Raw genomic sequence first — 19,795 nt, 5'->3', positions numbered from 1 at the left:
GTTATTTTATCTTCGTAGGATCAACTCCGAGTTTGAAAAGAGCATTCTCTAATCGATTTACTTTTACTAGCAACTCAAGTCGATCAAGAGCGGCGTTGCGATTCTTATCTAGAACTTTTAGTTTCTCATCCAAGATCTCGTATTTAGCCTTCCATTCATCACGTTCTTGCTGAGTTTTTTTTAAATTGCTGTTATCAGCGGAAAGATGATCTATTTCTCTATCCAATTGTTCAACGCGCCGATAATCGGCTAGTATTTGATCGAGAAATTCGTCAACTTCATCCGGATCATAGCCCTTTAGATTAGCGCTAAATTTCTTTTCAAGCAACTTCGTACTATCTAGATTTAAATCGAGTTTCATTTACGATGCTCCATAATAATTATTATAATGGTTGAAACACTTCTAAGCAATCGTAAGCCGAAAAAATTACTTAAGTAAAAATTGCTTTATGGTATACTTACAAAGAGGATTTGATGATGAAAAGATTGATGCAATTAATCGATAAACATCCGGTATTGGTTTTTCTTGATTTTGAGGGAACCCAAATTAGTCACGAGATGATTGCTTTAGGAGCCGTCTTGGTGACTTTAAAAAAAGATGGTCATATCAAAAAAATACACAAGGGCTATAAACGTTATGTTATCGCTCATGAAAAAATCGGCTCTTATGTGGAGAAATTAACCGGTATTAAGTCGGACTTGCTCTTAAAAGAGGGCGTTACGTATAAGAGTGCTTTGGAAGAATTAAAAAAATATATCGGCAAGAATTATAAAAAAGCGGCTTTTATTACTTTTGGCAGTCATGATATACGCATTTTGCACCAAAGTCTTCATTTTTCAAGCGACGCCGATGGCGAAATCGTCCACTTTATTGATCATAATCACATTGATTTTTCCGATATTCTTTCCGAATATGTCAAAGACGAAAAAAACAATCCTCTTTCGCTTGCAAACTACTGCTTGAAATTTGGCGTTGCCTTTGAAGGGACTCCGCATGATCCATACTTCGATGCCTTAAATTTAGCCTACTTATATGAGGCTTCACTTTCAAAACCGGATATTCTCTACCACGAATATCTTTCGGTTCTCTCCCATATGCGCCACTTGCCTGTTCCTATTCAAAAAACAATCAGTCGATTAGTGAACAACGTTGATGTTTCAGCAAGTGACTTTGGTCATATTGTCGAGGACTACATCAACGCGGGAGTCGATAAAAAATGATTAATTATCCCTTTGGTAAGCGAGTTAATACCTCATCCACCACTTCCAGTCGCCGGAATAAAAATCTCACACTTAATTCCGCTAATCGGGGAATGAGTTTTGAAACAGACATCAATTTTAGCAACGACTATTACGCCCAAAAGCATATTGCTCTCATTACGAAACGCCCGACACCCATCAAAGTCGTGAAAGTCGATTATAGCCGTGGGGCCCGCATCACCGACGCCTATTTTTCTATGCAATCGACCACCGATTATAATGGCATCTATCACGGAAGATATATTGATTTTGAAGCCAAAAGTTCGCATAGCAAAACCAGTTTCCCCCTAAATAACATCACCCTGCATCAATTTGCCCATTTGAAAGAAGTGTTTTTACAGGGAGGAATCGCCTTTTTCCTAATTGAATTTACCAAATTGAACGAGGTATATTTTCTCGATGCTCGGTTTGTTGTCGATTGGCATGAGAACCAACAGAAAAAATCTATTCCGCTGGCGAAGATTAAAGAAAATGGTCGCTTAATCAAGCAAGGCTTGCGACCAAGAATAGACTATCTGCCGACGATAATTGATTTTTACTCACTTTGATAATTTTTCTTTTTTTCAAGACAGATATCCGCCAGTTGACATTCGTAGCAATGAGGCTTTTGGGCCTTGCAAAAATAGCGGCCAAAATGAATAAAGCGATGGTGAAGGCGAATATAGTCATCCGGAGAGTATAATTTCCGGAGTTTTTTTTCAATTTGTTCAACGTTGTCTTTAATATCGACTAGACCGAGTCGCCGACTGACCCGGGCAACATGCGTATCAACGGCAAATTCCGGTAAATGAAAAAGCTCGGCTCGAACTACATTGGCAGTTTTGTTGCCTACTCCCGGTAATCGCATGAGCCGCTCTTTAGAGGCGGGAACGACTCCCTGAAATTCGTCTAATAATTGTTGAGCAATCAAATGAACATTCTCGGCTTTGTGGTGATATAGACCAATCGAGCGAATATCCTGTTCAATGCTTAAAATAGAGGCTGACGCCAAGGAAGCCAAGGTCGGATAATGATTGAACAAGCCGGCCGTAACGCGATTAACGCTTGCATCTGTCGTCTGCGCGCTCAGCATAACGGCGATAACAAGTTCGTAATCCTGTCGATAATCTAATTCGCAACCGGCAGCGGGAAAAAGTTTCGCCAGATAATCCGCCACGCGCGCGGCTCTAGCTTTCTTATTTATCGTCATCGTCAAAATCCAGCCACTTTTCTTTAGCGATGGCTATAGTTTTGTCAATATCGTTCTTCCATGACTCATTTTGAGCGCTGTAGCCTTCCTTTTTTACATCCTCACTCGTCGCCCATTCAAGTAAAATTCGGTCGACAGCCTTAATTGAACGACGGTTCTTACTCAATGCTTCTTTTAGGGCATCGATAATCAAATTGGCATCATACCCATAGGCAATCCACTCGCGGACGCGCTGTATCTCGGCCGGGGATAGATTTCTACCCAACTCGCTTTGAAATGAACGAACGACCTTTTCGGTCGGGTTGTCGTCACTGCTTTGCTTGGCCTCATTACTCATCTCAATTTGAAATTCTTGGTATAGACGCTGACGTAATGGATTAAGCGTAGTCCGCATTGTCGCCTGATCGGTATTGTATTCCAAGTATCCTTTATGGAGTAAATTAACTAAAATATCGTCGATTTCTTTCGCTGAAAAATTCATTTTCAAGGAGAGGATATCCCCCGTGATCAAATCATTTTTTTCCTGGATCAAGTAATCGATAACAAAAATAACTGCCAATTCCTTTTCATTGAGACCAATTTTTTTATAATAATTAATTAATAAAAATCGAAAATCTAGTGCATCAGGTATCAAAAAAATCATCTCCTTTGATTAACGAAACAAATACATTTTATCAATAATGAGTGTCAAGATAAAAACTTTTTAGCAGGAGATTGGTTTTTTCAGAATCGACTGCCGTCATCTTAGCAATTTCCGTGTTCACTTTAGCCGGAGTTAACTGCCGTACTAAAGGAGATAAAACGCGCATTTTTTCCTCGAGCCCTCCCTCGATTTTAAAATCAAAAAGAAGGGAAAAGCGCAAAGCGCGGAGAATCCGTAACGGATCCTCCCTTAATCTAACTCCCGGATCACCAATCATACGAATGATATGATTTTGTAAATCATCACGTCCGTGGAAAAAATCGTATATTAGGCGTCCTTGGTCCATATATAGAGCATTAATGGTAAAATCGCGACGATAAGCATCCGGTTCCATATCGCTGACAAAAATAATTTTATCCGGATGACGAGCGTCCATATATCCTTCCTCACGTCTAAACGTTGTGATGTCAATTGAAAATCCGTTCTTTTTTAAAGAAACGGTTCCATAGCGGGCAAAGGTAAAATCGCCTTCAGGAAGAAACCTTTCCATCGCGGAAGGTCGGGCATCGGTGGCAAAATCCAAATCGTCCACTTGACGCCTAAGCAAAAAATCCCGAACCGTTCCCCCCACTAAGTAGAGATGAAAACCATTTTCGGCGAAAATAGCTGAAATCGATAGATACGTTTCAAAGAAATCCATATCTATATTTTACATTAATTATCAATAAAAAAAAGAGAGGTGACCCTCTCTTTCTTAATCCCTTTAATTATTGAACTTTTTCCTTAAGAGATTTTGAAGGTTTGAACACAACTGCGCGGCTCGCCGGAATTACGATTGTTTCCTGATTTTTAGGATTTACGCCATTTCTTTCCGCCCGTTCACGAACGGCGAAACTTCCAAAGCCAGAAACCTTAACGGCATCACCTTTAATCAAAGCTTTTTCCGCTTCTTCAAAAAAGATGTCAATTGCCTTTTCAGCTTCCTTTTTGGTCAAACTGGCCCGCTCGGCAACAATCTCAACCAAATCAACCTTATTCATAGTTTTGGACCTCCATTATTGTATGAATAACATTCGTCTAAAAATAAATTAACATAAAAAAGCGTTGTTATCAATACTTTTTACCGATTTAGGCCTGTTGCTACCGATATGGTCATTCGTCGTTTTCGTCTTTTAGTGGCCTAACCATCAAGCGGGACAAAAGCTCACTCGGGCGTTTATCTTCATAAAGAACAGCATAAACCGCATTAATAATTGGAAGATCAATGTTCATTTCCTTTCCCATACGGTAGATGACTTTTGTTGCATATATACCCTCAACTGTCGCCTTATTCGTTGCCCAAAAATCACTTGATGAGTCGTCTTTGCCAATCTTATATCCGGCGACAAAATTACGAGAATGAAGCGAATTGCATGTCACCATAAGATCGCCAAGACCGGTAAGACCGAGGTAAGTTTTAAGTTTTCCCCCCAGGCGGGTGCCAAAATTGACCATCTCATGCAGCCCACGGGTAACGAGTGCGGCGCGAGCATTATCTCCGTAGCCAAGACCGGCAAGGGCTCCGCTGGCAATGGCTATCGCATTTTTCATCGCCACGCCAATTTCCGCTCCAATCTCATCGTTGTTGGTATATACCCGAAAATAGTTGTTGGCAAATATTGATTGAATGTGGCGAGCTGTTCTTAAATCGTGCGAAGTGGCGGTAATAGCCGTTACCATTCGTAAAATAACTTCCTCAGCATGGCTGGGGCCAATAAGCGAAACCAGCGGGTGTCTCAATTCCGGCGGAATGACATCTTCAAAAACCTGACTCATTCGTTTTTCAGTTCCGGCCTCAATTCCCTTTGCCGTATTGATAAAGTATTTACGACTTTTTAGAAATGGCTTTACTTCGTTTAAAACCGGACGAATGGCATTGGATGGAACCGCGACTAGAATAATGCTTTTCCCGTCGAGAGCCTGCGCCAGCGAGGTCGTGGCTTTAATTGACGGTGAAAGCAATATGTCGCCGCCAAAATACTGTTGGTTTTGATGATGTTTACTGATGTCATCAATTTGTTCCTGATTATTTCCATAGATTGTCACTTGATGCCCGTTATCGGTTAAAACCTGCGCTAACGCCGTGCCCCAGGTTCCGCTTCCTAAAACACAAATTCGCATATTATTTACGCTCCCGGCAGATAATTTTTATTGGTGTCCCTCTTAATTCGAAGGTTTCTCTAAGCCGATTCTCTAGATAACGAGTATAAGAAAAATGCATATGCTTAGGGTTATTGACAAACAAGACAAATGTCGGCGGTTTAATCGCCACTTGATTGGCGTAATAAATTTTAATTCTTCCCTTGTTGAAATAAGGGGCAGGGTTAACAATTTGCGCGTCTTGAATTACATCGTTTAAAGGCGAAGTGCCGATGCGAAGATTATATGATGAATAAGCCGCCTCAATTTCCGCAAAAACCGTTGAAATTCGGGTTCTTTCTTTAGCGGATACATATACGATTGACGCGTAATCTAGAAACTTGAATTCCTTGCGGACTTTCTTCGTAAATTCATCCATCGTACTTGTGTCTTTAGTAATCAAATCCCATTTATTGACAACAATGACAATCGGTTTGTTTGATTCTATTGCATAACCGGCAACATGCTTGTCCTGCTCAATAATGCCATTGTCGGCATCGATAACCAAAAGGACAATATCACTTCGATCAATCGCACTTAGGGCCCTTAAAGCGGCATATTTGTCGACGGATTCGTATATGCGGCCTCTTTTTAATAGGCCGGCGGTATCAATCACTTCATAATTTTGACCCGAGCGAACAAAAGGAGTGTCAATCGCATCCCGCGTAGTTCCGGAAATATCGCTGACGATGACCCGTTCTTGATTGAGCATAGCGTTTACTAACGATGACTTTCCGACATTGGGTCGACCGACCACACAAAACCGAATAACATCGTCATCGGGAGTTTTATCTTTTGAAGCAGGAATTTTCTTAACCACTTCATCCAGTAAATCACCGACCCCGACGCCGTGCGTTGCCGCCATCGTCACCGGCTGTCCGAAACCCAATGCATAAAATTCATTAACGTAGAGTTGAAGTTCCTCATTATCGGATTTGTTAACCACCAAAACAACCGGTTTTTGCGATTGAAAAAGCATTTTGGCAATCATCCGATCGTCTTTTGTAAGTCCCAATTTGGCATCGGTCAAGAAAATAATTACATCTGCTTCTTCAATTGCAATCTCCACTTGGGCCCGTATTTGATCTTGAAAAGGGGTATTTGCAATTTCAATGCCACCGGTATCGATAAGACGAAAAGAACGGGTAAGCCAAGTTGCTCGGCCATAAAGCCGATCGCGAGTCACACCCGCTTGATCATCAACTATAGCCTGACGTTCACCAATAATTCGATTAAATAATGTCGATTTTCCCACATTGGGAGCTCCGACAATAGCGACTATAGGTAGACTCATAATTTCGGGACCTCATACCCGGTTTTAGCAACGATAATCTCTAGAACGCGAACCACTACCTCTTCAATACTCATTAAAGAGGTGTCAAGTAAAACTGCATCCGGAGCCTGTCTTAAGGGGGCAAACTCGCGGTTGGAATCGATATAATCCCGACGAATTAAATCATCTTCAATTTGCTGCAATGTACATTGAATGCCTTTTTCAAGATTCTCTTCATACCGACGAATAGCGCGGGTATGAACACTTGCGACCTGAAAGATTTTTACATCGGCATCGGGAAGAACATAGGTGCCGATATCACGGCCGTCCATAATCACCGAATTATTGCGGGCAAGTCGTCTTTGCTGTTCGACTAACGCCAGCCGAATCGCCCGATAAGAAGCAATATAGGAAACATTTGAAGAAATATAGGTCTCTCTAATCTGTTTGGTGACATCCTCCTGATTTACTAAAACAATGTCCCCCGGTTCAAGATTTATTTCCACTTCTGGGATGAGAGCGCACGCCGCTTCTTCGTTTTGCGGATCGACGCCCTTCTTCATCACGTAATAGGTAAAAGCACGGTACATCGCTCCGGTATCAATGTAAGTAAAGTTCAAAATCTTGGCGACTTTTTTGGCGATGGTCGACTTTCCTGCTGCCGCGGGTCCATCAATGGCGACCGAAATAATTTTTCTCATAAATTCTCCTGGTTTTTAAAATAACAACTGGTAAAGTAGGGCCGCAAGAAAGATAACAAATAAAAGAACGATAAAAGATATGGCTATAATGCCGATTATCTTCCATCGCTTCTGAATTTTTTCATCTTCAGATAAATCTTGCGCCGATGAATCCTGAACAAGAGCATCATGCTCACGCATAATCTCGTCAAGGCTCAAAGACGTAGTTGCTTGCTTAGGTGAGGAATCAACATCCGTTTTAGAAGGTTGAGTGTTGATTGACTCCTTGGAGTCGGGGGCTAAAAAAGATGGCTCCGCCATCGATTTAATCGTGGAGCGGTACTTGGCATATCGGGACTTGCGGTTCTCTTCTACCATACGACCATCCTTTTCATCTAACTATTATATTAAAGAAAGCCAATAATTCCTAGTGGCATGTGTAATAAAAACAAGATTTTTCTCTTCTTATTTCAACCTTGTCTAAGATAAGTATTTTGGTTTATAATAGCGGTGTCATTAGGAGGAAAGTATGGCAAAGAAAGTTCGTATTGAAAAAGATGCTTGCATCGGCTGTGGCCTCTGCAACGCTACCGTTCCAGATGTATTTGATTGGGATGATGACGGCAAAATGAAGACGGTTGTTGAAGATGTGCCTGAAGCGCTTGAAGAAGCGGTTGAAGGCGCAGTCGCAGATTGCCCCGTTCAAGCCATTATTGTTGAGTAGATTCTATAATAGTTAAAGAGAAACCGGTTGCGCAACCGGTTTTTTCTTTTTTTTAAAAAATAAAAATATTATTATTTGGTATGAGGTAAAAATATGGATACCATTATATCAGTAAAAGACCTTAGCAAAAGCTACCAGGAAATTAAGGCTGTTCAAAATATTTCCTTTTCAATCAAAAGAGGAGAATTCTTTTCATTTCTTGGGGTTAATGGCGCGGGCAAAACTACGACAATAAGAATTTTGGCGGGCTTATTGGCAAAAGACGTCGGATCGGTATTTATCGATGGCCTTGATATTGAAAAAAATGGTGACCAAATAAAAAAGAAAATCGGCATCGTCTTTCAAAACAGCGTTCTAGACGAATCACTTTCTGTGCGCGAAAACTTGTTGTCGCGCGGAGCGCTTTACGGAATAGCAAAGGGAGCTCTTCATCAACGAATTACCGATTTAAGTCAACTGCTTAATCTCGACAATATTCTGAAACGCCAGGTAAAAACCCTCAGTGGCGGCCAAAAAAGACGGGTGGATATTGCTCGCGCACTTATTCATCAGCCATCCGTTCTGTTTCTTGACGAGCCTACTACCGGACTCGATCCCCAAAATCGACAGATCGTTTGGGATATTCTCTCCCAGTTGCGCCTAAAACAGCATCTGACCATTTTTCTAACCACACATTATATGGAAGAAACCGAGAATAGTGATCATGTCATTATCATCGATGAGGGGCGAATCGTTGCTGAAGGAACTCCGCGCGATTTGAAAAATCGTTTCACGCATAACTACTTATACATTCATCACGCGGAAGATCCGGCAATCAACGGCGCATTGCTTCACAGTCAACTTACATATGAGTATTCAGGTGATCACTATCGAGTTACCTTTAGCGACTCTCAGTCAGTGACCGATTTTATAATTCAATATCATGATTTGTTCGTAGATTACGAAGTCGTACGGGGCAATATGGACGATGTTTTCTTGCAGGTAACCGGAAAGAAATTGGAGCGTTGATTATGAGAACTATTTGGCAATTAACAAAAAGAAATCTGTTGATTTTCTTTCGGGATCGAATCTCAGTCTTTTTCTCGTTTCTTACGCCTCTTATCGTTTTGCTTCTTTACATTCTGTTTTTAGGCGAAGTTCAAATTAGAAGTTTGGAAGACAGCCTTCTTTCCATCCCCGGAATGACAAGCGGAATGATAAAGTCTTTCGTAGACGCCTGGTTTCTATCAAGCGTATTGGCCGTTGGAGCTATTTCGGGATCGGTAAGCGGAGCCCAAATTATCGTTCAAGACCAAGCCAAACGGGTTTACGATGATTTTTTGGTAACCCCCACCAAAGCCTCTTTCATTTCGATTTCCTATTTCCTCAGTGCGGTTATAACTTCGATTCTTATCGAAGTGGTCGTTTTTATTTTTACGGGACTTTATCTTTTAATTCGGGGTTCACTGGTTTTTGACTTTCTCGTTTTGGGAAAAATCATTTTGTTGATTATAATCGGATCCGTCAGCGCAGTATTGTTCGTTTTACCGGCCGGAAAATTATTTCGGAGTGAATCGTCATTCGGTGGTTTTATCGGTCTTAGCTCCGCCTTATCCGGATTTCTACTTGGAGCATACATGCCTCCGACTATGTTTCCGGTGTTCATTCAAAATATTATTGCTTTAGTTCCGGGAGCACATATTGCCGCTTTGTTAAGACAAGTGACAATGAGCGGACCTTTAAACAGCATGACGGCTTATATCGGTACGGAGGCCGCCAATTCGTTAGCTGACGGATTTTCCTTCCATTTAAGCTTCTTTTCCATCGAATTAGGAAATATCTTCAGTTATCTATATATCGGCGGTTTCATCATTATTTGCGCGATTATCAATATTTTTGCCTTCCGCAAAAACGGTCGGGTTTCGTAATTCATAAGCGATCAAACAGACGATGAACACTCTTATAGGCCAAGAAGGTTACGATTGAAACCATCACATCTTTGATCAAGTTGAAAGGGATCAGCCATTTTAGATAGGTTCCCATGTCCATGAGATTAAAGATGGCTCCGCCAAATAGATTGTTGTAAAAGTCGGCAATAAAATATAAATTCCCCGCCGTCGCCACAATGACTTGCGATGTCGTTCCGAAAATAAGCGCATAAATCGCTCCTTTTAGAGTGCGATTTTGATGATAAAGCAGCGTGGCTGGGAGAACGAGAGCTAAGCTAAATATTAAATCCGCTAACTCGCCAACCATCGCCGTGCTCGAAAAAGGAAGTTTGATTATGGTTCGGATAACAATTACCAGTGATCCGGCTAATGGGCCATAGGCAAAGCCGGCAATAAGCGCCGGTACTTCATCAAAGTGAATTGAAAGAAAACTCACTTGCGGAAATATTGGAAAGTTAAACGGCGGAAATGGCAATAAATAAAGGATGGTCGCAATAGCGGAGAATACCGCAATGCGGGCGATAGCATGGACAGAGAATAGTTTCTTTGGCTTCTTTTGAACTGGTGGGGTTGTCGGTTCCATATTTTTGCTCCTTAAAATAAAAAATGCCCACTCCGGGGCGAAAAAAGCAAAAATCCTCTTTTATCCAGACTTTACTGTCGCCACTGGAATTGCACCAGTTCGTGCTCACATGAGCTCGCGGGGTATACCGCCGGTGGGGAATCGCACCCCGCCCTGAAGATAAGCATATTATCGTTCAAAATAATTACTCATGCAACCATTATTGTTTGTTTTCAAGATAATAAAGAAAATCTTCCATCTCCTGCAAAGAAGAAAAACTCGCTTTTAATTCTATCCCATTGATATGAATTACTTTTGAATAGGAAAATTTCTTTGCAGGTTTTTTCTTTTCTTTACGATAGGATTTATTGATTAAATCCTCGGTTTGACGAACAGTTAAATGATTGTTTTTTATTTGTTCATAAACATCCAATCGCCGGTCTTCACTTACCCCGCAGAGCGCTCGTGCATGACCATAGCTCAAATTACCGAGCGATACTTCATCCATAATTGGCTCCGGCAGTTTCAGTAACCGCATAATGTTTGTCACCTGGGGTCTACTTTGATGCGTGAGCGTGGCAATTGCACTTTGAGTATAGCCAAACATACTGACAAGATAAGAAGCAATCAACGCCTGTTCGATTGGATTCACATCATGTTCATCCCGAGCGATGGCCAATAAAACCAACAAAACCTCTTCATCGGTATATTCCTTAACGATAGCGGGCAGGTGAGAAAGTTTGACTTTTTGCGCGGCCAAAAGACGTTTTCTGCCCATAACAACCTCATAGCGTTTTCCTTTCGGACGAAGGACAAGCGGCTCGATAATATCGCCATTTTCAAAGGATGAAGCCAATGCCGATATGGTAGTCACGCGCATCGGAAGTTTTTTCAAAAATGAATTATCATCAATTAAATCGGTATCGATATAAAAGGCGGGAGCGCTTTTATATTCGCGCTCCATGGAATGAATAACATCGCTTTGGGCGTACTTCTTAACCAGCCGTGAGAGATTGGTTTTAACAATCGTCTCATCATTGCGCTTCATTGAGCAAAATCTCCTTGGCCAAATTAAGATATGCCGTGGCGCCGGAACTGGTCGGTTTATAAAGGGTAACCGGTAATCCCCGGGCACTGCTCTCCGGGATGGATATGTTGCGCGGAATCTGCGTTATAAATGTTTTCTCTTTAAATAATCCGCGGATTTGGGTTGAAATTTCCACTCCGAGCCTCGTGCGCGAATCATACATAGTCAAAAGGAAACCTTCAATTTCTAAATGGTGATTGTAGGTTGATTGAATTTTGCTGATTGAAGATAGAATAGCCGCGACCGCCTCCATCGCAAAATATTCGCATTGAACGGGAATGATAACCGAATTAGAAGCTACAAGGGCATTGATGTTTAATATGCCTAGTGAGGGCGGGCAGTCGATAATCATAAAATCGTAACGATTATCAAGGGCGGAAATCACCCCTTTCAACAAATAAAACGGAGCGATATTTTTGCCGATTACTTCGACATCAATCGAAGCCAGTTTTAAGTTTGCCGGCAATAAATCCAAATCCTTTATCATCGTTTTGCGGAGAGCCTTTTCGGTTTCTATTTCCCCCAAAAGGCACTGATGAATAGTATTTTTAAGCAGTGATATATCGCAGCCTAATCCGCGGGAGGAATTGCCTTGGGGATCCATATCAATCAAAAGAACCCGTTCGCCGTTCTGGGCCAGCGCACTCGAAAGATTGATTGCCGTGGTGGTCTTTCCCACCCCACCTTTTTGATTTGCAACGGCTATAATATGCGCCATAACTACCTCTCCATAATATCGTCAATAGTATATCAGTAGTTGGGCTAATCTTCTAGGGTTTACCGCACAAAACTAGGAAATAAGCGGATGTTTCTTTATCTCACCAAATTGGCGGGGATATTTTTTAGGAGTGGGCTTTTCTTTTCCGATTTCGATGATAGTTCGCGTCTCATGCGATGGTAGCAAAAAAGAATTTGTTTTCCGATAGTTGCCTCCTAGACGAATGATTCCCGATAGCGAACAGGCAATTTCCGCCGCGGTGTCCTTGGCTTTCATCGGATAAAAAGTTCCACCGACAGCCGTAAAGGGTAAAGCCAACTCACTTAAAATGGCCAGTTGAGCAACTGCCCGGGCGGTAACATAAAAAAATGCTTCCCGTGCCTGATGAGCAAAATCCTCCGCTCGTTCATTTACCACTCGAATTTTCAGCAGTTTCAAAGATGAGATGACCAATTCCAAGAAGCGGGCCCGTTTACCCGTCGGCTCAAGCAAAACAACATCCAGTTCCGGAAACAAAATTTTAATTGGGATTCCCGGAAGTCCGGCTCCGCTGCCGATATCAAGTAAATTATGATTTTCTTTTAGAAAGGGAGCCAAAAGGAGCGAATCATAGAAATGTTTTTCAAGAATGTCGCTTTCGCTGGTAAGCGCCGTCAAATTTATTTTTTGATTCCATTCGTTCAGAAGATCATAGTAAAGATGAAACTGGTTTATTTGGGTTGCTGAAAGGGGGAAACCAAGTTCATCCGACGCAATTATGAATTCATTCCAAGTCATCAGTTTTTCCCCTTTCGAATGTTCATGATTAGAATGGCGACATCGCTAGGATTGATACCGCTGATTCGACTCGCCTGCCCGATGGTAAGCGGGCGAAATTTATCTAATTTCTGTCTGGCTTCAAGAGCTAAACCATCCATATGTTGATACTCGATATTCATCGGAATTTGTAACTCCTCCATCTTCTGAAAGTTTTGCGCATCCTCAATCTGTTTATTGATGTATCCGACATATTTTACCATAACTTCCAATTGGCTAATCGCCGTAGTGTCGAGTTTAAGTGCCGATAGTTCGGGAATAAACGGAAGCAGATCCTTTAAGGAAACGTTAGGCCGCCGAAGCAGTTCTTCGCCGGTTAATCCACCTTGATAATCGGGGTATCCGACAGAATCCAAATAGTCGCGAAATACCGGACCGCTTGTGTGAAGCGTGGCCAGTATTGCCTTGGCTTTTTCAATCGCAACATTTTTTGCGCAAAAATCCCGATAGCGATCCTCGTTAATTAAACCAATATCATAGCCGATTTTTGTAAGGCGAAGATCAGCATTGTCATGTCTTAACAAAAGCCGATATTCTGCTCGTGAAGAAAGAAGACGATAAGGGTCTGTGACACCCTTAGTTACGATATCGTCAATCATAACGCCAATATAGGCTTGGTCTCTCCTAAGGATAATCGGCTCTGATTGCTGAATTTTGCGAACCGCATTGATACCGGCCATCAAACCGAGACCTGCCGCTTCTTCGTAACCAGATGTTCCGCAAATTTGACCGGCGATATATAGGCCCGGCCATTTTTTCATTTCAAGAGTAGGAAGTAATTGAAAGGGATCAATCGCATCGTATTCAATTGCATAAGCATATTTTAGAATAACCGCCTTTTCTAGTCCCGGCAGCGAATGGACCATTTCGTCTTGCACATTCTGGGGCATCGAGGTAGAAAAACCCTGTAAATAGATACTGTCGGTCATTCTTGACTCCGGCTCCAAAAACAATTGGTGCCGGGGTTTATCGGCAAAGCGAACAATCTTATCCTCGATTGAGGGACAATATCGCGGCCCAACCCCGCGAACACACCCGCCATACATCGCCGAATCTAAAAGATGTTCGCGGATTATCTGATGAGTTTTTTCTGTGGTATAAGTCAAATAACACGGTTCTTGCTCATTAAGAGGAATAAATTTTTTGGTTGTGTAAGAAAAAGCCAGCTCGCCGGGAGTCCCTAGCTGAATTACTGTTTTTGAAAAATCGATAGAATCCCGCTTAATTCGCTGCGGAGTACCTGTTTTCAAACGCATTAATTTAATGCCCATCGCTGCTAAAAAGGGCGATAATCCACGGCTGGGATTCTCCCCATCCGGACCGGCAGATTTGCGTGCGTGACCAACGAGAACTTCACTTTCCATGTAGGTTCCCGTGGTTAAAATAACCGCTTTTGAAAATATTTTTTCACCATTTTCTAATTCGACGCCAAAAACATTTTTGTCATCGTGCAGCAACCCGACCACCATCGCTTCAAGCAGACTCAAATTATTCGTGTTTAAAGCCAAATGCTGCATGTATGCCGGATATGTTTTCTTATCCGCCTGCGCTCTTAGACACTGAACGCCCGGGCCCTTGCCGGTGTTGAGCATTTTCATTTGGAGATACTCATGATCGGCGCCGATGCCCATCATGCCTCCCAGCGCATCAATTTCTCGCACGACGATACCTTTTGCACTTCCACCGATGGAAGGATTGCATGGCATATTTCCCATCATTTTAATATTCAAAGTACACAAAAGAGTATCCATTCCCATATGGGCGCTGGCCATCGCCGCTTCGAGACCCGCATGCCCCCCGCCGACGACGATTACATCATATTCTGTTTTCATACTAACCAACCGACCCCTCCATATCCAGGGCGATTAGACGATTTAATTCAACGGCATATTCCATAGGAAGCTCGCGTGAAAATGGTTCAATAAATCCCATGATAATCATCTGGGTTGCATCTTTTTCACTTATTCCGCGACTCATAAGATAGAATAATTGATCTTCGCTAATTTTACTGACAGTGGCTTCGTGCTCGATATAGGATTCATTGTTGCGCATATCGTTGGTCGGAATCGTATCGGAACGGGAAGCGTGGTCCAAAATCAAAGTGTCGCATTCAACATGCGATTTCGCATTGATGGCCTTTGGTAAATGCCGGACTGTTCCCCGATAATTGGCCACGCCGCCATGACGGACAACCGACTTAGAAATAATGGTTGAATTTGTATCCGGGGCTAGATGTATCATGCGTGCCCCCGCATCCTGATATTGGCCGTTTGATGCCACGGCCACGGATATGCATGTTCCTTTAGCTCCGCGTCCGGCAAGAATACACGATGGATATTTCATATTTAATTGACTGCCGATATTGCCATCAATCCACTCCATCGATCCATTTTCTTCGACATAGGCGCGCTTTGTAACAAGATTTATTATATTGTTCGACCAATTTTGAATAGTTGAATAACGGCAACGTCCGCCTTTTTTAACAATTATCTCTACGATAGCGGCATGTAGAGATTCCTTGCTATAAATTGGCGCCGTGCATCCTTCAACATAATGCACGTCAGCCCCTTCATCAACCACAATAAGCGTTCTTTCAAATTGGCCCATCTTCTCGTTATTAATGCGGAAGTAGGATTGAAGAGGTTTATCCACTTTCACTCCTTTCGGAACATAAATAAAAGAACCGCCACTCCAAACGGCGCTATTTAGGGCCGCGAATTTATTGTCGGCAGCTGGAACTACGGTTCCAAAATACTTTTTTACTAATTCTGGGTATAGTTTGAGAGCCATATCGGTTGATAGAAAAATAACTCCCTTATCCTCAACTTCCTTGAGCATATTATGGTAGACCATCTCCGACTCATATTGAGTGGCGACCCCACTCAAATACTTCTGCTCAGCTTCAGGAATCCCCAACTTATTAAAGGTGTCTTTAATCGTATCTGGAACATTATTCCAATTGGTTGCTTCCCGCTCCGAAGGCCGGGTAAAATAGGTATATGAATCAAAGTCAATCAGACTTAAATCCGGTCCAAACGATGGCATCGGGGCTTTTAAAAAAGTCGCATAGGAACGTAAACGGAACTCCTTCATCCAAGAAGGCTCTTCTTTTAAAAGAGAAATTTCCTCCACCACTTTTTCATTGAGACCTTTGCCCGTGTTTAAAATTGAAACATCCTCATTGTGAAACCCATATTTGTAATCTTCAGAAGGAATATTTTTATTATCCATGGTGATGTTCTTTTTCCTCCTCTAAAATCAGATCTTGCAAACCAGTCCAGCCGATTGTCGCACACTTAATGCGCGCTGCTTGGCGAGCGGTATTCATAAAAACAATCGCCTCGTCTAAAACCGAATCATCAAAAGATTCCTCATGAATCATTTTTAGATATTGGTCAATAATGTAGAGGGCATCATGGGCGCTTTTCCCTTGCACGAGTTCGCTCATAATCGACGTTGAAGCCGTAGAAATAGTACAGGCAACGCCATCCCAAGCAACGTCCTCAACTCTGTCATCTTTCAATAATAAATACACCCATATATCATCGACACAGGAGGCCGAATCCATATGAATTTTGCTATATTTATCAACATCTATCGGGGTTCGTTTATTCCTTGGATTTTGATAGTGATCCATAATAATGGCTCGCATCATCTGGGGATTAAAGGTAAGCATCGAGAAAGTCACCTCCGTGTTTAGCCGCTTCGACAAAAGCATCAATTTCCGCCTTCGTGTTATAAAAATAGAACGATGCCCGGCATGTCGAAACAACGTGCAAAAAGTCAATTAAAATCTTAGCGCAATGTTGACCGCTGCGAACGGCTATTCCGCGACTGTTGAAGAAACTGGCCGCATCTTGAGCAAAGACATCTTTGATGTTAAAAGTTACAATTCCCGCTTCGCTATGCGGATTATACACGACAACATTATCCACTTCAGCCAATTTTTCAATTGCATAGCGCTTCAAATCACGCTCATATTTTTCAATATTATCCATCCCTATACTCGTTAGGTAATCGATGGCCGCCCCCAGGCCGGCAATTCCGGCTAAGTTTTGCGTTCCGGCTTCAAATTTTATCGGTGGCGCAAGAAAGTTCACATCACCGCACATATCAAACTTTGCTGTTTGTCCACCGCCCGTCATAAATGGATCCATTTTTTCTAGAAGAGAGAATTTACCATAAAGAACGCCGATGCCGGTCGGACCAAGCATTTTGTGGCCGCTGAAAGAAAGAAAATCCACATCCCAATCTGTCACATCCGTCTTCATGTGGGGAACGCTCTGAGCACCATCGCAGACCAATATTGCTCCTTGTGCGTGTGTTACTTTGGCGATTGCCTTGATGTCAACGACAAAACCCAAAACATTGGTTACATGAGCCACCGCGACGATTTTCGTTTTACTGGATATGACCTTCGCCAAATTATCTGGTGTCAAGCGCCCTTCTTCGTCAAGAGGAATATAATTGATTTGGGCTCCGGTCATTTCCGCCACTTTAAACCAGGGTAAAACATTGGAGGCATGCTCAGCTTGTGTGAGCAAAATCTCGTCTCCCGGCTTCAAAAACTTCATTCCGTAGCCAAAAGCAACCATATTTATCGACATTGAAGTTCCGCTGGTAAAAACGATCTCCGTCGCTTTACTTTTAATAAAGTCAGCAACTTTCCTGCGGGTATCTTCAACCATTACATCCACTTGATGGGCAATGTCATAATCACCGCGATGAGAATTAGAGGTGTAATTAGTGTAATAATCCGTTATCGCTTTGATGACCGAATATGGTTTAAAACTAGTGGCGGCATTATCAAGATACACCAGTGGTTTCCCCTGCATTGATTTACCCTCAAGCATCGGAAAGTCCCTGCGGATTTTTTCTATATTAATCATGCTTTTACCCCTGAAGAAATATAATCAGCTATCTTCGCTTTCAATTTGTCATCGCTAAAAGCATTCAAAACCGGATTGAGATATCCTAGAGTAATCAAATACTTTGCCGTAGAACGGCTTATTCCGCGCGACGTAAGATAAAACAAGTGTTCATCATTAACCTTGCCCACGGCCGCGGCATGACTAGCTTCAACTTCATTATCGTCAATTTTTAAAATTGGATTGGCCTTTGCTATGCAATTCTCGTCAAACACCATAATTTTGGCTTTTTGATGAGCAGAAGAATCGTCAGCATCGGGAAAAATATGCGAAACTCCGGCAAAAAGGAGATGACCGCCATTTTGACATACACCATAATTTTCCATCATCGAGTAGGTATCACCCACAACGTGATCAAAAGAAATATGGAACTCCTTGTCATTATCCGTACCATCGGCTAAAGTGGCTAAACGCCACTGGGCACTGGCTTTCTTTCCCAGAAGCCGAAAAAGATAATTAACCTTTCCTTTGGCAAACGAAAAGTCGGCTAATCCCGCTCGAACATGAGCCCCGGTTTCAAGATTAAAAACCGCCTTAAAATTCGTCTCTTTGCCCAATATGGCAATTCCATAATTGACTTCGGAATTCGCGCCCAAAAAATAATTGATTTCTAGGTTTGGTTTTAAATTAATTTCCGTTATGTCGGAATGCGAATAAGCGGGAATACGAATGCTGATTTTTTTTACAAAAGCGCTTAATTTTTCGTAGTCTAAAAGAAATGTATCGGCGGTTTTTTGACTTCCTAAATCAAGCTCAAGACAAGCGTTTTCCGCCATATCATCGGTTAATTTTAAAGTTTCAAAAAGGTCAACTTGTTTCACTTTTTAAGACCTTCCTTCGCAGCGCATATTCCAATTGAAGTGGCGGAAATCGGTTCTTCTTTATCTTCCTTACTAATGCTGATTCCCAACTCTTTACTAATCCATTCATAACCGGTCTGGTCAACTTTTTCTATCAACTCCGGTCCCCCGGTCGTAACAACCCGTCCATCGATAATAATCGCCACTTTATTCGGCGAAATAAGTGAATAAAGACGCGCATAATGGGAAATAATCAAAAAGGACATCCCTTTCTTCTTCAACTCGTTTATCTGATTAGCGACAACTTGCAACGCATCGACATCAAGCCCGGAGTCTATTTCATCAAGCATTGATAAGTAAGGCTCAATAAGCGTCATCTGAAAAATTTCGTTCCGCTTTTTCTCCCCGCCGGAAAATCCTTCATTCAAAGACCGATTAGCCATATCAAGGCTGATACCCATCTGCTTTGAAGTTTTGTCAATCAACCGATATAATTCCATCGCACTAATCGGCTTCTCGCGACGGGCGTTGAGCGCGGCCTTGATAAAATCAGCGTTGACAACCCCCGGGACTTCGCTTGGATACTGCATCCCCAAGAAAATTCCCGCCCGGGATCTCTCATCAACCGACATGCTTAAAATATCTTGCCCATTGAAAGTTATCGTTCCACTCTCAACTTGATAACGTGGATGGCCCATAATCGCATTCAAAAGTGTTGATTTACCATGACCATTCGGTCCTAATATGGCGTATACATCGCCTTTCTTAACCGTGAGATTAAGTCCTTTGAGAATCATTTTTCCATCGGCACTCACGAAGAGATTTTTAATTACTAATTCATCCATAGTTTCTATTCTCCAAAATCGTTAATCATTCTAGAACAAAAAACTCTTAAAGGCAAAGAATTTGATAATTTGCAAATTTGCTCTCTATTTTTTACAAAAATAGGAAAAAGATTAAAGAAAATCACATCCGGCTCTAATTCTTATTGAATTACCCGCCTACTTTC

At 42.0% G+C, this 19,795-nt stretch carries 24 protein-coding genes and 1 riboswitch; of the genes, 5 read left to right on the top strand and 19 right to left on the bottom strand.

Translation table 11 applies throughout. From position 1 onward, the window contains the following. Nucleotide 1: 1 nt before the first annotated feature. A complete protein-coding gene (locus PKC96_03490) occupies nucleotides 2-361 on the bottom strand; it encodes a DivIVA domain-containing protein (protein HMM00391.1) in 360 nt (119 codons plus the stop codon). A gap of 113 nt (nucleotides 362-474) precedes the next feature. On the opposite strand from PKC96_03490, the gene PKC96_03485 reads away from it, so the two are divergent. Both PKC96_03485 and recU read left to right on the top strand, forming a co-directional pair. Then, nucleotides 475-1,221, top strand: coding sequence for an exonuclease domain-containing protein (locus PKC96_03485; GenBank protein ID HMM00390.1), 747 nt, complete (start codon nucleotides 475-477; stop codon nucleotides 1,219-1,221). Next, nucleotides 1,218-1,808, top strand: a complete 591-nt coding sequence (gene recU / locus PKC96_03480; protein ID HMM00389.1) for a Holliday junction resolvase RecU — start codon at nucleotides 1,218-1,220, stop codon at nucleotides 1,806-1,808. The genes PKC96_03485 and recU overlap by 4 nt, the downstream gene beginning before the upstream one ends. Here the strand turns inward: recU and nth are convergent. The 8 genes from nth to PKC96_03440 form a co-directional block, all read right to left on the bottom strand. Further along, the gene (gene nth, locus PKC96_03475; GenBank protein HMM00388.1) at nucleotides 1,796-2,449 is read right to left on the bottom strand and encodes an endonuclease III; all 654 of its coding nucleotides are present in this window, start codon (nucleotides 2,447-2,449) and stop codon (nucleotides 1,796-1,798) included. The two genes, recU and nth, sit on opposite strands and share 13 nt — an antisense overlap. Then, complete coding sequence (locus PKC96_03470; protein HMM00387.1) at nucleotides 2,436-3,083, bottom strand: DnaD domain protein; 648 nt, start codon at nucleotides 3,081-3,083, stop codon at nucleotides 2,436-2,438. The genes nth and PKC96_03470 overlap by 14 nt, the downstream gene beginning before the upstream one ends. Nucleotides 3,084-3,123: 40 nt before the next feature. After that, on the bottom strand, nucleotides 3,124-3,792 hold the full coding sequence (locus tag PKC96_03465; GenBank protein HMM00386.1) for a CCA tRNA nucleotidyltransferase: 669 nt from the start codon (nucleotides 3,790-3,792) through the stop codon (nucleotides 3,124-3,126). 67 nt (nucleotides 3,793-3,859) lie between these two features. Next, a complete protein-coding gene (locus PKC96_03460) occupies nucleotides 3,860-4,132 on the bottom strand; it encodes an HU family DNA-binding protein (GenBank protein HMM00385.1) in 273 nt (90 codons plus the stop codon). A gap of 112 nt (nucleotides 4,133-4,244) precedes the next feature. Continuing rightward, nucleotides 4,245-5,252, bottom strand: coding sequence for an NAD(P)H-dependent glycerol-3-phosphate dehydrogenase (locus PKC96_03455; protein HMM00384.1), 1,008 nt, complete (start codon nucleotides 5,250-5,252; stop codon nucleotides 4,245-4,247). A 1-nt stretch (nucleotide 5,253) separates the two neighbouring features. Beyond that, the gene (der, locus tag PKC96_03450) at nucleotides 5,254-6,564 is read right to left on the bottom strand and encodes a ribosome biogenesis GTPase Der (GenBank protein ID HMM00383.1); all 1,311 of its coding nucleotides are present in this window, start codon (nucleotides 6,562-6,564) and stop codon (nucleotides 5,254-5,256) included. Next, nucleotides 6,561-7,244, bottom strand: a complete 684-nt coding sequence (gene cmk / locus PKC96_03445) for a (d)CMP kinase (protein HMM00382.1) — start codon at nucleotides 7,242-7,244, stop codon at nucleotides 6,561-6,563. The genes der and cmk overlap by 4 nt, the downstream gene beginning before the upstream one ends. Nucleotides 7,245-7,259: 15 nt before the next feature. Next, the gene (locus PKC96_03440; protein HMM00381.1) at nucleotides 7,260-7,601 is read right to left on the bottom strand and encodes a hypothetical protein; all 342 of its coding nucleotides are present in this window, start codon (nucleotides 7,599-7,601) and stop codon (nucleotides 7,260-7,262) included. Nucleotides 7,602-7,752: 151 nt separating this feature from the next. Here PKC96_03440 and PKC96_03435 point away from each other — a divergent pair, with 151 nt between their 5' ends. From PKC96_03435 to PKC96_03425, 3 genes are all read left to right on the top strand, one after another. Beyond that, nucleotides 7,753-7,947 carry a ferredoxin gene (locus PKC96_03435; GenBank protein ID HMM00380.1) on the top strand — a complete coding sequence of 65 codons (195 nt, stop codon included), beginning with the start codon at nucleotides 7,753-7,755 and terminating at the stop codon, nucleotides 7,945-7,947. 93 nt (nucleotides 7,948-8,040) lie between these two features. After that, nucleotides 8,041-8,955, top strand: a complete 915-nt coding sequence (locus PKC96_03430; protein ID HMM00379.1) for an ABC transporter ATP-binding protein — start codon at nucleotides 8,041-8,043, stop codon at nucleotides 8,953-8,955. 2 nt (nucleotides 8,956-8,957) lie between these two features. Continuing rightward, nucleotides 8,958-9,854: an ABC transporter permease gene (locus PKC96_03425; GenBank protein HMM00378.1), complete on the top strand. Its 897-nt coding sequence runs from the start codon at nucleotides 8,958-8,960 to the stop codon at nucleotides 9,852-9,854. Nucleotide 9,855: 1 nt separating this feature from the next. On the opposite strand, the gene PKC96_03420 is transcribed toward PKC96_03425, so the two are convergent. From PKC96_03420 to sufC, 10 genes are all read right to left on the bottom strand, one after another. Continuing rightward, on the bottom strand, nucleotides 9,856-10,458 hold the full coding sequence (locus PKC96_03420; GenBank protein ID HMM00377.1) for an ECF transporter S component: 603 nt from the start codon (nucleotides 10,456-10,458) through the stop codon (nucleotides 9,856-9,858). A gap of 48 nt (nucleotides 10,459-10,506) precedes the next feature. Then, nucleotides 10,507-10,623, bottom strand: a riboswitch (FMN riboswitch). A gap of 34 nt (nucleotides 10,624-10,657) precedes the next feature. Next, the gene (locus PKC96_03415; protein HMM00376.1) at nucleotides 10,658-11,485 is read right to left on the bottom strand and encodes a ParB/RepB/Spo0J family partition protein; all 828 of its coding nucleotides are present in this window, start codon (nucleotides 11,483-11,485) and stop codon (nucleotides 10,658-10,660) included. Next, complete coding sequence (locus PKC96_03410) at nucleotides 11,472-12,242, bottom strand: AAA family ATPase (GenBank protein ID HMM00375.1); 771 nt, start codon at nucleotides 12,240-12,242, stop codon at nucleotides 11,472-11,474. Before PKC96_03410 ends, PKC96_03415 begins: the two co-directional genes overlap by 14 nt. A 72-nt stretch (nucleotides 12,243-12,314) precedes the next feature. Beyond that, nucleotides 12,315-13,019 carry a 16S rRNA (guanine(527)-N(7))-methyltransferase RsmG gene (gene rsmG, locus PKC96_03405; protein ID HMM00374.1) on the bottom strand — a complete coding sequence of 235 codons (705 nt, stop codon included), beginning with the start codon at nucleotides 13,017-13,019 and terminating at the stop codon, nucleotides 12,315-12,317. Further along, on the bottom strand, nucleotides 13,019-14,890 hold the full coding sequence (gene mnmG / locus PKC96_03400) for a tRNA uridine-5-carboxymethylaminomethyl(34) synthesis enzyme MnmG (GenBank protein ID HMM00373.1): 1,872 nt from the start codon (nucleotides 14,888-14,890) through the stop codon (nucleotides 13,019-13,021). The genes rsmG and mnmG overlap by 1 nt, the downstream gene beginning before the upstream one ends. Nucleotide 14,891: 1 nt before the next feature. Next, the gene (sufB, locus tag PKC96_03395; protein HMM00372.1) at nucleotides 14,892-16,289 is read right to left on the bottom strand and encodes a Fe-S cluster assembly protein SufB; all 1,398 of its coding nucleotides are present in this window, start codon (nucleotides 16,287-16,289) and stop codon (nucleotides 14,892-14,894) included. Beyond that, entirely contained in the window at nucleotides 16,282-16,734 is a 453-nt protein-coding gene (locus PKC96_03390; protein HMM00371.1) for an SUF system NifU family Fe-S cluster assembly protein, read from the bottom strand. Before PKC96_03390 ends, sufB begins: the two co-directional genes overlap by 8 nt. Further along, the gene (locus PKC96_03385; GenBank protein ID HMM00370.1) at nucleotides 16,721-17,947 is read right to left on the bottom strand and encodes a SufS family cysteine desulfurase; all 1,227 of its coding nucleotides are present in this window, start codon (nucleotides 17,945-17,947) and stop codon (nucleotides 16,721-16,723) included. The genes PKC96_03390 and PKC96_03385 overlap by 14 nt, the downstream gene beginning before the upstream one ends. Further along, complete coding sequence (locus PKC96_03380) at nucleotides 17,944-18,807, bottom strand: SufD family Fe-S cluster assembly protein (GenBank protein HMM00369.1); 864 nt, start codon at nucleotides 18,805-18,807, stop codon at nucleotides 17,944-17,946. The genes PKC96_03385 and PKC96_03380 overlap by 4 nt, the downstream gene beginning before the upstream one ends. Next, nucleotides 18,804-19,631 carry a Fe-S cluster assembly ATPase SufC gene (gene sufC / locus PKC96_03375; GenBank protein ID HMM00368.1) on the bottom strand — a complete coding sequence of 276 codons (828 nt, stop codon included), beginning with the start codon at nucleotides 19,629-19,631 and terminating at the stop codon, nucleotides 18,804-18,806. The genes PKC96_03380 and sufC overlap by 4 nt, the downstream gene beginning before the upstream one ends. Between the last annotated feature and the right edge of the window lie 164 nt (nucleotides 19,632-19,795).

The sequence above is a fragment of the Bacilli bacterium genome (assembly GCA_035326105.1).
GTDB lineage: Bacteria > Bacillota_I > Bacilli_A > RFN20 > CAG-826 > UBA7706.
Note: the sequence above shows the minus strand (reverse complement) of the source record. Positions and strands in the feature narration are given on the sequence as shown.

Bases quoted from the DNA above. Each gene is read 5' to 3' on its own strand.
- PKC96_03490 (HMM00391.1), bottom strand. From the start codon at position 361: ATGAAACTCGATTTAAATCTAGATAGTACGAAGTTGCTTGAAAAGAAA.
- PKC96_03485 (HMM00390.1), top strand. From the start codon at position 475: ATGATGAAAAGATTGATGCAATTAATCGATAAACATCCGGTATTGGTT.
- recU (HMM00389.1), top strand. From the start codon at position 1,218: ATGATTAATTATCCCTTTGGTAAGCGAGTTAATACCTCATCCACCACT.
- nth (HMM00388.1), bottom strand. From the start codon at position 2,449: ATGACGATAAATAAGAAAGCTAGAGCCGCGCGCGTGGCGGATTATCTG.
- PKC96_03465 (HMM00386.1), bottom strand. From the start codon at position 3,792: ATGGATTTCTTTGAAACGTATCTATCGATTTCAGCTATTTTCGCCGAA.
- PKC96_03460 (HMM00385.1), bottom strand. From the start codon at position 4,132: ATGAATAAGGTTGATTTGGTTGAGATTGTTGCCGAGCGGGCCAGTTTG.
- PKC96_03455 (HMM00384.1), bottom strand. From the start codon at position 5,252: ATGCGAATTTGTGTTTTAGGAAGCGGAACCTGGGGCACGGCGTTAGCG.
- der (HMM00383.1), bottom strand. From the start codon at position 6,564: ATGAGTCTACCTATAGTCGCTATTGTCGGAGCTCCCAATGTGGGAAAA.
- cmk (HMM00382.1), bottom strand. From the start codon at position 7,244: ATGAGAAAAATTATTTCGGTCGCCATTGATGGACCCGCGGCAGCAGGA.
- PKC96_03440 (HMM00381.1), bottom strand. From the start codon at position 7,601: ATGGTAGAAGAGAACCGCAAGTCCCGATATGCCAAGTACCGCTCCACG.
- PKC96_03435 (HMM00380.1), top strand. From the start codon at position 7,753: ATGGCAAAGAAAGTTCGTATTGAAAAAGATGCTTGCATCGGCTGTGGC.
- PKC96_03430 (HMM00379.1), top strand. From the start codon at position 8,041: ATGGATACCATTATATCAGTAAAAGACCTTAGCAAAAGCTACCAGGAA.
- PKC96_03425 (HMM00378.1), top strand. From the start codon at position 8,958: ATGAGAACTATTTGGCAATTAACAAAAAGAAATCTGTTGATTTTCTTT.
- PKC96_03420 (HMM00377.1), bottom strand. From the start codon at position 10,458: ATGGAACCGACAACCCCACCAGTTCAAAAGAAGCCAAAGAAACTATTC.
- PKC96_03415 (HMM00376.1), bottom strand. From the start codon at position 11,485: ATGAAGCGCAATGATGAGACGATTGTTAAAACCAATCTCTCACGGCTG.
- PKC96_03410 (HMM00375.1), bottom strand. From the start codon at position 12,242: ATGGCGCATATTATAGCCGTTGCAAATCAAAAAGGTGGGGTGGGAAAG.
- rsmG (HMM00374.1), bottom strand. From the start codon at position 13,019: ATGACTTGGAATGAATTCATAATTGCGTCGGATGAACTTGGTTTCCCC.
- mnmG (HMM00373.1), bottom strand. From the start codon at position 14,890: ATGAAAACAGAATATGATGTAATCGTCGTCGGCGGGGGGCATGCGGGT.
- sufB (HMM00372.1), bottom strand. From the start codon at position 16,289: ATGGATAATAAAAATATTCCTTCTGAAGATTACAAATATGGGTTTCAC.
- PKC96_03390 (HMM00371.1), bottom strand. From the start codon at position 16,734: ATGCTTACCTTTAATCCCCAGATGATGCGAGCCATTATTATGGATCAC.
- PKC96_03385 (HMM00370.1), bottom strand. From the start codon at position 17,947: ATGATTAATATAGAAAAAATCCGCAGGGACTTTCCGATGCTTGAGGGT.
- sufC (HMM00368.1), bottom strand. From the start codon at position 19,631: ATGGATGAATTAGTAATTAAAAATCTCTTCGTGAGTGCCGATGGAAAA.